General features: G+C 68.5%; 7 protein-coding genes. 3 read left to right on the forward strand and 4 right to left on the reverse strand.

Going from position 1 to position 6,613, the window contains the following annotated elements; translation table 11 throughout:
- Positions 1 to 1,624: TolC family protein (locus KBZ04_RS12970; protein WP_254992324.1), on the forward strand; the 1,624-nt coding region annotated here is incomplete at its 5' end.
- Here the strand turns inward: KBZ04_RS12970 and KBZ04_RS12975 are convergent.
- Positions 1,515 to 2,981 (reverse strand): HAMP domain-containing protein, encoded by a 1,467-nt coding sequence (locus KBZ04_RS12975; RefSeq protein ID WP_254992330.1) that lies wholly within the window; start codon positions 2,979 to 2,981, stop codon positions 1,515 to 1,517. The genes KBZ04_RS12970 and KBZ04_RS12975 overlap by 110 nt on opposite strands.
- Before the next feature lie 143 nt (positions 2,982 to 3,124).
- On the opposite strand from KBZ04_RS12975, the gene KBZ04_RS12980 reads away from it, so the two are divergent.
- Together KBZ04_RS12980 and KBZ04_RS12985 are read left to right on the forward strand one after the other, a co-directional pair.
- Complete coding sequence (locus KBZ04_RS12980) at positions 3,125 to 3,889, forward strand: MinD/ParA family protein (RefSeq protein WP_254992325.1); 765 nt, start codon at positions 3,125 to 3,127, stop codon at positions 3,887 to 3,889.
- Positions 3,876 to 4,166, forward strand: a complete 291-nt coding sequence (locus KBZ04_RS12985) for a hypothetical protein (protein WP_254992326.1) — start codon at positions 3,876 to 3,878, stop codon at positions 4,164 to 4,166. Before KBZ04_RS12980 ends, KBZ04_RS12985 begins: the two co-directional genes overlap by 14 nt.
- Here KBZ04_RS12985 and KBZ04_RS12990 read toward each other — a convergent pair.
- The 3 genes from KBZ04_RS12990 to KBZ04_RS13000 all read right to left on the reverse strand — a co-directional run.
- A complete protein-coding gene (locus KBZ04_RS12990) occupies positions 4,157 to 5,119 on the reverse strand; it encodes an alpha/beta fold hydrolase (RefSeq protein WP_254992327.1) in 963 nt (320 codons plus the stop codon). The genes KBZ04_RS12985 and KBZ04_RS12990 overlap by 10 nt on opposite strands.
- Before the next feature lie 20 nt (positions 5,120 to 5,139).
- The gene (locus KBZ04_RS12995; RefSeq protein WP_254992328.1) at positions 5,140 to 5,823 is read right to left on the reverse strand and encodes an ATP-binding cassette domain-containing protein; all 684 of its coding nucleotides are present in this window, start codon (positions 5,821 to 5,823) and stop codon (positions 5,140 to 5,142) included.
- A gap of 5 nt (positions 5,824 to 5,828) precedes the next feature.
- The coding region (locus KBZ04_RS13000; protein WP_254992329.1) for an FtsX-like permease family protein at positions 5,829 to 6,613 on the reverse strand (785 nt) is incomplete at its 5' end.

A 6,613-nucleotide genomic window follows, 5' to 3' on the forward strand; every position in this document is an offset into this window, starting at 1 on the left:
GATGAAGCGGCGTTCCATCTGCGGGGCCCACGGGCCTTCGACGCTGCTGTCCCTATCTGTCCGCCTTACCCACTGCGCCCTGGCCGCCTGCATCGGAGGCCTTCCGCTCCTATATCCCGCCCGGGCCCAGTCCCTGCCGGCCTCGGTCAGCCCACCCGAGGTGAAGGCCGTGGAGGGCCTGGGGGCTGGCTGGCCCGGCCCGATGCCCACCGGCGACCGCCTGAGCGAACTGCCCAGCGATCTGCTGGGGGCCCTGACGATGGAACAGGCGGCGGCCTGGGCGGTGGAACGGAATCCCGTGGTGCGCTCCGCCTACCAGTCCCTGGTGGCGACCCAGAACAGTCTCGGTGCGGCCTACGCCAGCTGGTGGCCCACCCTCAACCTCAGCCTCAACGGAGGTCCCTACGCCTCCAAGACCTTCTACAACTACCCCTTCAGCGCCTCCGCGGGCTTCCCCATCACGGGCTCCGGCCTCGGCAGTGAGAGGGTGTTCGAGGCCAGCTACTTCCAGGCGATCGGCCAGGTCGATGCCACCTGGAACCTGATCGATCCCACCCGCTCGGCCACGATCTGGCAGAACAAGTATCTGGTGCGCCAGGCGGCGGACACCTATGTGATCACCCGCCGCGACCAGCGCCTCAAGACCCAGTCGGCCTTCATCGACCTGCAGCGGGCCGTCGCCGCCGTGAAGACCGGCCGTGAGATCGTCGAGAACGACGAGTTGCTCTACCGCCTCGCCCAGACCCGGGTGCAGATGGGGGTGGCCTCCAAGCTGGAGGTCTTCAAGCAGCAGACCGTCCTGCTGGCCGATCGCCAGTCGCTCCTGGCCGCCGAGCAGCAGGTGGAGACGGCCCGGGCCAACCTGGCCCAGCTGCTGGCCACCCCCAGTCCCGACGCCCTTACGCCCGCCTCCCCCTTGACGCCCCTCGGCGCCTGGGGCCACGCCCTCGACGACACGATCCAAGCGAGCCTCGCCTATCGCAAGGTGCTGGAGCAGCAGCTCCTCGCCATCCAGACCAACGAGGCCCAGGCCCGGATCTACCTGGCCACCTACCGCCCCACCCTGCAGCTGATCACCTCCCTCTACTGGACCAAGGGGGTGGGCTACCTCACCCAGGGCCCGCCGTTCGTGCCCGATGCCCGCTCCGACGCCTGGAACGGATCGGCCCTGCTGCAGCTCACCTTCACTGGCTTCGACGGCGGCCAGGCCCGCATGAACGCCGCCGCGGCCCGCCGCCAGGCGGCTGCCGCCGCCGAGACCTACAGCGCCACCGTGCTGCAGGTGCGCAGCGAGGTGCAATCCCTGGTGGCCCAGGCCCGCTCCGGTCGCAGCATCGTGATGGCCGGTGCCGATCGGGTCCAGGCGGCCAACGGGGCGCTGCGCCTCCAGACCCTGCGCTTCAACGCCGGCTACGGCACGATCACCGATGTGGTTCAGGCCCAGCAGGAGATCAGCCAGGCGGTGAGCTCCTACATCCAGAACCTGGCCACCTACAACGACATCCTGGTGCAGCTCAGCCGCTCGAGCGGCCTGCCGGTTCAGCCTGATCCCGCCCTTCTCCAGGCGGTGGGCAATCCCCTTCAGACCCTGCGGCTGCCGACGCGGATGGCTCAGATGCGCTGATCTGCTCCATCCGCCGCTGGCGCATGGCCCGGGCCCGGGCACTGAGCTGCTCGAAGCCGGGGTCGTTGAGGATCGAACAGACCTGGCCCTGCAGGTCGCTGGCGTTGATGTTGATCTCCATCTGCCGGATCTGGTCCCGCAGGGAGTTCTCCCGGTCGGCCACGGCTCCTGACATCCGGTTGAAGGCCCGCACCAGCCGGCCGATGGCGTCGTCCGCCGGGTAGGTGAGGGCCTGATGACCCTTGCCGTCGGCGATGGCGTCGGCGGCGGTCGCCAGCTCCCGCAGCTCCCGCCGGATGCCGCGGGCGATCAGCCAGGCGGCGGCGCCACTGGCGCTGATCAGGATCAGGGTGAGGATCACCAGCCGGCGCACCATCTCGTCCTTGGCCTCCTGCAACGGCAGGAGGGCATCGGTCAGGGCCTCCTGTTCCACGGACACGACCGCCAGCCAGTTCCATTCCGGAAAGGTGGCGATGTACAGATGCTGCAGCACAGGCGTGGTGGAGCCCGGCGGGCGCACCTTGGCCTTGCGCTCAAAGGTCTGGCTGTGGCCCAGGGTGCGTGGATTGGGAATGCCGCCGTTCTGCCGCAGGGCCATGGCCAGGTCGATGCAGGCCTGGGTGTCCGGGGTCTGGTAGTTGCAGTACAGCCCCCCGGTGGGGGTGATGCCGAAGAAGGCCGCCTGGTGGGTGTCGATCGGGAAGAGGCTGGAGCCGGCGGCGAGGAGCTTGGAGGCGGCCTGGGTGCTGACGTCCACCAGCAGCGCCAGGTGGCCCTCGCCGGGCTTGCGACCCGAAAGGATGGTCAGCTGGGCCATGCGCCATTCCCCATCCAGTTGCAGCATGGCGCTGCGACTGGTCTCCGAGGACGGGGCGCCCTTGAAGAGGTGTTCGAAGTCGTCCACCGTGGCTGACAGGGCCGGTGCACCGGGCTTCAGGGCCTGGCCCTGGCTGGTGATGCCCGTGAGCCGGCGCCAGGTGCCGCTGCGGTCGCGGTAGTACAGGGCGGCCCGCTCCCGGAGCAGGGCCAGGGGGAGTCGCAACTGATTGTTCAGCAGGGGGGGGGCCTGGGCCGGCTTGAGGGGCTGGTCCTTCCAGGACAGGCGGCCGGCCGCATCCAGCCGCAACGGCGCCAGGGCCTTGCGCAGGTCCTGGGAGTCCTGGCTGATCACCCGGCTGAACTCCTCGGCCGACTTCTGGATGATCGAGGTGGTGACCGCCAGGGAGGTGAGGTTGTCGTGGTCGAACATGGTGCTGATCTCGATCCGGGCCTTCTGGGCCAGGCGGATCGAGCCGATCGTGGCCAGCGCCAGGAAGATCGCCAGGCTCACGAGAGGGCCGCTGATCCCCAGAAGCATCAGCCTCACGGACAGACGCATCGGTCGCCCATGCTTCGCCTCCCGTGAGCGCTCAGGTCGGCCTGCGAACCATTGGCGAATCGTCAAAAGGGCCTGTAACGCCATGACTATGATTTTCTCACGTCTGAGAGTTCGATCGCTCCATGACCAGGATCCTTTCCGTCCATTCCTTCCGTGGTGGAACGGGAAAATCCAACCTCTCAGCGAACCTGGCGGCCGCATTTGCGGCCCGGGGACTGAGGGTGGGCGTGTTTGACACCGATCTGGCTTCACCGGGCATTCATGTGCTGTGCGGATTTACGGCCGGACCGGATTCCCATACGCTCAATGACCATCTGCAAGGCTCCATCCCGATCGAAGAGTGTTCCCATGATGTGACACCTTCTGCGCTGGGAGGTGGTAGAGGTCGCATTTATCTGGTGCCGGCAGCCATGGATGGGGACAGGATCGCTCGACTGCTGCGCGAGGGCTATGAGGTGGAGAGGCTCAACGATGCCCTGTTCAGCCTTGGTCAGAGTCAGCGCCTCGACCTGCTCATCGTGGACACGCACCCGGGGATCAACGAGGAGACCCTGCTGTCCACCGCCATTTCCGATTGCCTGGTGATGGTGATGCGCCCTGATCAGCAGGACTACCTCGGCACGGCCGTGGCGATTGAGGTGGCCCAGAGGCTGATGGTGCCCGAGGCCCGTCTGGTGGTGAACAAACTGCCCGCCCATTTCGATGCCGAACAGGTGCGCGCCCGGGTGGCCCAGAGCTATGGCATTCCCGTCGGAGCGATCCTGCCCCTCAGCGACGACCTGCTCACCATCGCCAGCGGCAGCCTGGCCCTGGTGGATGTCCCCTCCCATCCATGGAGCGCCGGGGTGACCCAACTCGCGGCCGACCTCGCCGATGCGCTCCTCTGAGCCCCTCGCCCTACCGGACGGCCCCCTGAGCATGGGCCGGCTGCTGGCCCTGGAACCCGCCGCGCTGCGGCAACTGCTCACCATGGGCCTCCGGGCCGGCCTGGCGGAGCCGGAACTCGACGCCTGCTGTGCCGCCGCCGCCCCCCTCCTGGGTCATTCCCCCGAGCAGCTGCGGGCCGGACTGCAGGAACGGGGCTGGCTGCGCTGGGATCCCGGGCGTCAGCGCTGGCGCACCCGGCTCGGTAGCGAAAGGCCGCCGGCTCCGCCTCAGGCCTGATCCCCAATCGCCAGCCACTCCTCCAGAACCGGGTTCACCCGGGGGGGATTTTCGTCGTGGGGGCAGTGGCCGAGGCCGGGCAGGATCCGCAGGTCGCGCACGGCTCCGTAGGCCCCGGTCCAGCGCCGGGCCTCGGCGACCGGCTCCCACGGATCCGCCTCACCCCAGAGCAGACGGACCGGGATGGTCAGCTCCGCCAGCAGGTCCGGGGCGAGCCGATCCCGGAAGAGGTTGATGAAACCCCGGAAGCTCTCCTCGGCGCCGGGGCTGCGGGCCGGGGTCAGCAACAGCTGCACCAGTTGGTCGTCGATACCGTCGCCGCTGGGATAGGCGGCGCCCAGAACCTTACGGATCACACCGGGATTGGCCACCCAGCGGAACAGGCGGCCCGTGAGCCAGCGCTGCCGCACCAGTCGCTTCAGCAGGGGTCGGCCGATCCGGCGCAGGGGGGGCTGCTCGGCCAGGCGGCGGTCGTCGAGGCTGCGCTGGGCGCAGTCGATCAGGATCACCTGGCGGGCGTCATCCCCGAGCCTGGCGGCGGCGGCGAGGGCCACGACGCCCCCGATCGAATTGCCGACGAGCTGGACCGGCGTGCCGATCACCTCCCGAACGAAGGCCGCCACCTGGTCGGCCCACAGGTCGATGCCGTAGCGCAGCGCCAGGCCGTCGTCGGCTTCGCCCTCGAGGCGGGAGGGTGGCTTGCTGCTGGCCCCGAAGCCCACCAGATCCAAGGCGAAGACGGGCCGGCTGCCGGAGAGGGGCGGCAGGTTGTGGCGCCAGTGTTCCTTGCAGGCGCCGAAGCCATGGATCAGCAGCACGGGCAAGGCCCCGGCCGGGCCTGGTGCCGCGGGAGAGCGGCGCACGTAGCTGATCGTCTGGCCCTGCCACGGCCAGGTGTCCAGCCAGTCCGCCGGGTAGATCGTGCCGCCGTCGGCCGGGGGAATGACGGGCATGGGGCCGGGTGACGGGGAACTCAGTGGGACCCCTTCCAGGGTTCGACCCTGCCATCTTCGATGGCCCAGATCCGATCGGCGTCATCGAGCAGGCGCAGGTCGTGGGTCACCAGCAGCACCGAACTGCCCCGTTTGCGGCAGAGGTCGCCCAGCAGGGCCCCCACCTCCTGGCCGGAGGTGCTGTCAAGGGAGGCGGTGGGTTCATCGGCCAGCACCAGGTCGGGTTCGGGGGCCAGGGCCCGGGCGATCGCCACCCGCTGCCGCTGGCCGCCGGAGAGTTCGGAAGGGAAGTAATCCAAGCGGTGGCCCAGACCCACCGCCTCGAGCAGGGCGGTGGCCCGGTGCCGGCGCCGCTGGGGATCCGGTTCACTTAGCTGCAGCACCAGCGCCACGTTCTGCAGGCTGGTGAGGGAGGCCACCAGATTGTGGCTCTGGAAGATGAAGCCGATGCGGCGCCGGATTTCCACCCGGCTACGCTCACTGGAGCGCCGCACCTCGCTGCCCAGCACCCGCAGGGAGCCCTCCTGAACCGATCGCAGGGCCCCGACAAGCGTGAGCAGCGTGCTCTTGCCGCTGCCGGAGGGTCCCACCAGCAGGGTGATCTCGCCGGGGTTCACGCTGAAGCTGATCCCGTGCAGAATCTCGCTGCGCAGGGGACCTTCGCCGTAGGCGTGGCGCAGATTTTCGGCGACAACAGGCTGCATCGGGTTCAGAAGACGCTGGCCGGATCGGCATCCCGCAGCTTGTTCAGGGCGATGGCGGCCGCCAGAGCACAGACACCGATGGTGAGGCTGAAGACCAGCAGGGTCTTGTCGGTGGTCATGACGATCTGGATGCCGGAGACGGCGGTGAGAAAGGCATAGAGGGCGGCGCTCGCCACCACGGCGGGGACAAAGGAGGAAACCGCCAGGATCGAAGCCTCCTGGAGCACCAGGATCAGCAGGAAACGGTTGCGGAAGCCCAGGGCCTTGAGGGTGGCGTATTCGTGCAGGTGATCGCTGACATCGGTGTACAGCACCTGATAGACGATCACCCCCCCCACCAGCAGACCCATGATCGTGCCGAAGCCGAAGATGATGCCGAAGGAGGAGCTGGTGTTCCAGTAGTTCTGCTCATTGGCGATCAGCTCCGGCTTGGTGAACACCTGCAGCTGGCTGCCGTACAACGCGCGAAGGTGGCGCTGCACCGAGGCCACGGCCGCCGGATCGCTGACGCGGATCAGGCCCATGGAGATTTCGCCCTCGTTGATCTGCTTGTAGGCCAGCTGCAGGGCCGTGGTGTCGCTGCTGATCAGGTTGCTGTCGGCGGCGAAGGTGGAGCCGAGGCGGAACAGGCCCACCACCCGGAAGGTCTTGGAGTAGTCGGAGAGGATCATCGTCTGGCTCCCCTGGGCCTTGACCGCCGCTGCCACCGGGCCGGTGTTGCTGTTGCCCGCCGCATCGAAGAGCACGTAGCCCGGGGTGCGGATCCGGTCGATCTGCTCGCGCACCGTGG

Source organism: Cyanobium sp. N5-Cardenillas, from assembly GCF_024345515.1.
Lineage (GTDB): Bacteria > Cyanobacteriota > Cyanobacteriia > PCC-6307 > Cyanobiaceae > Cyanobium.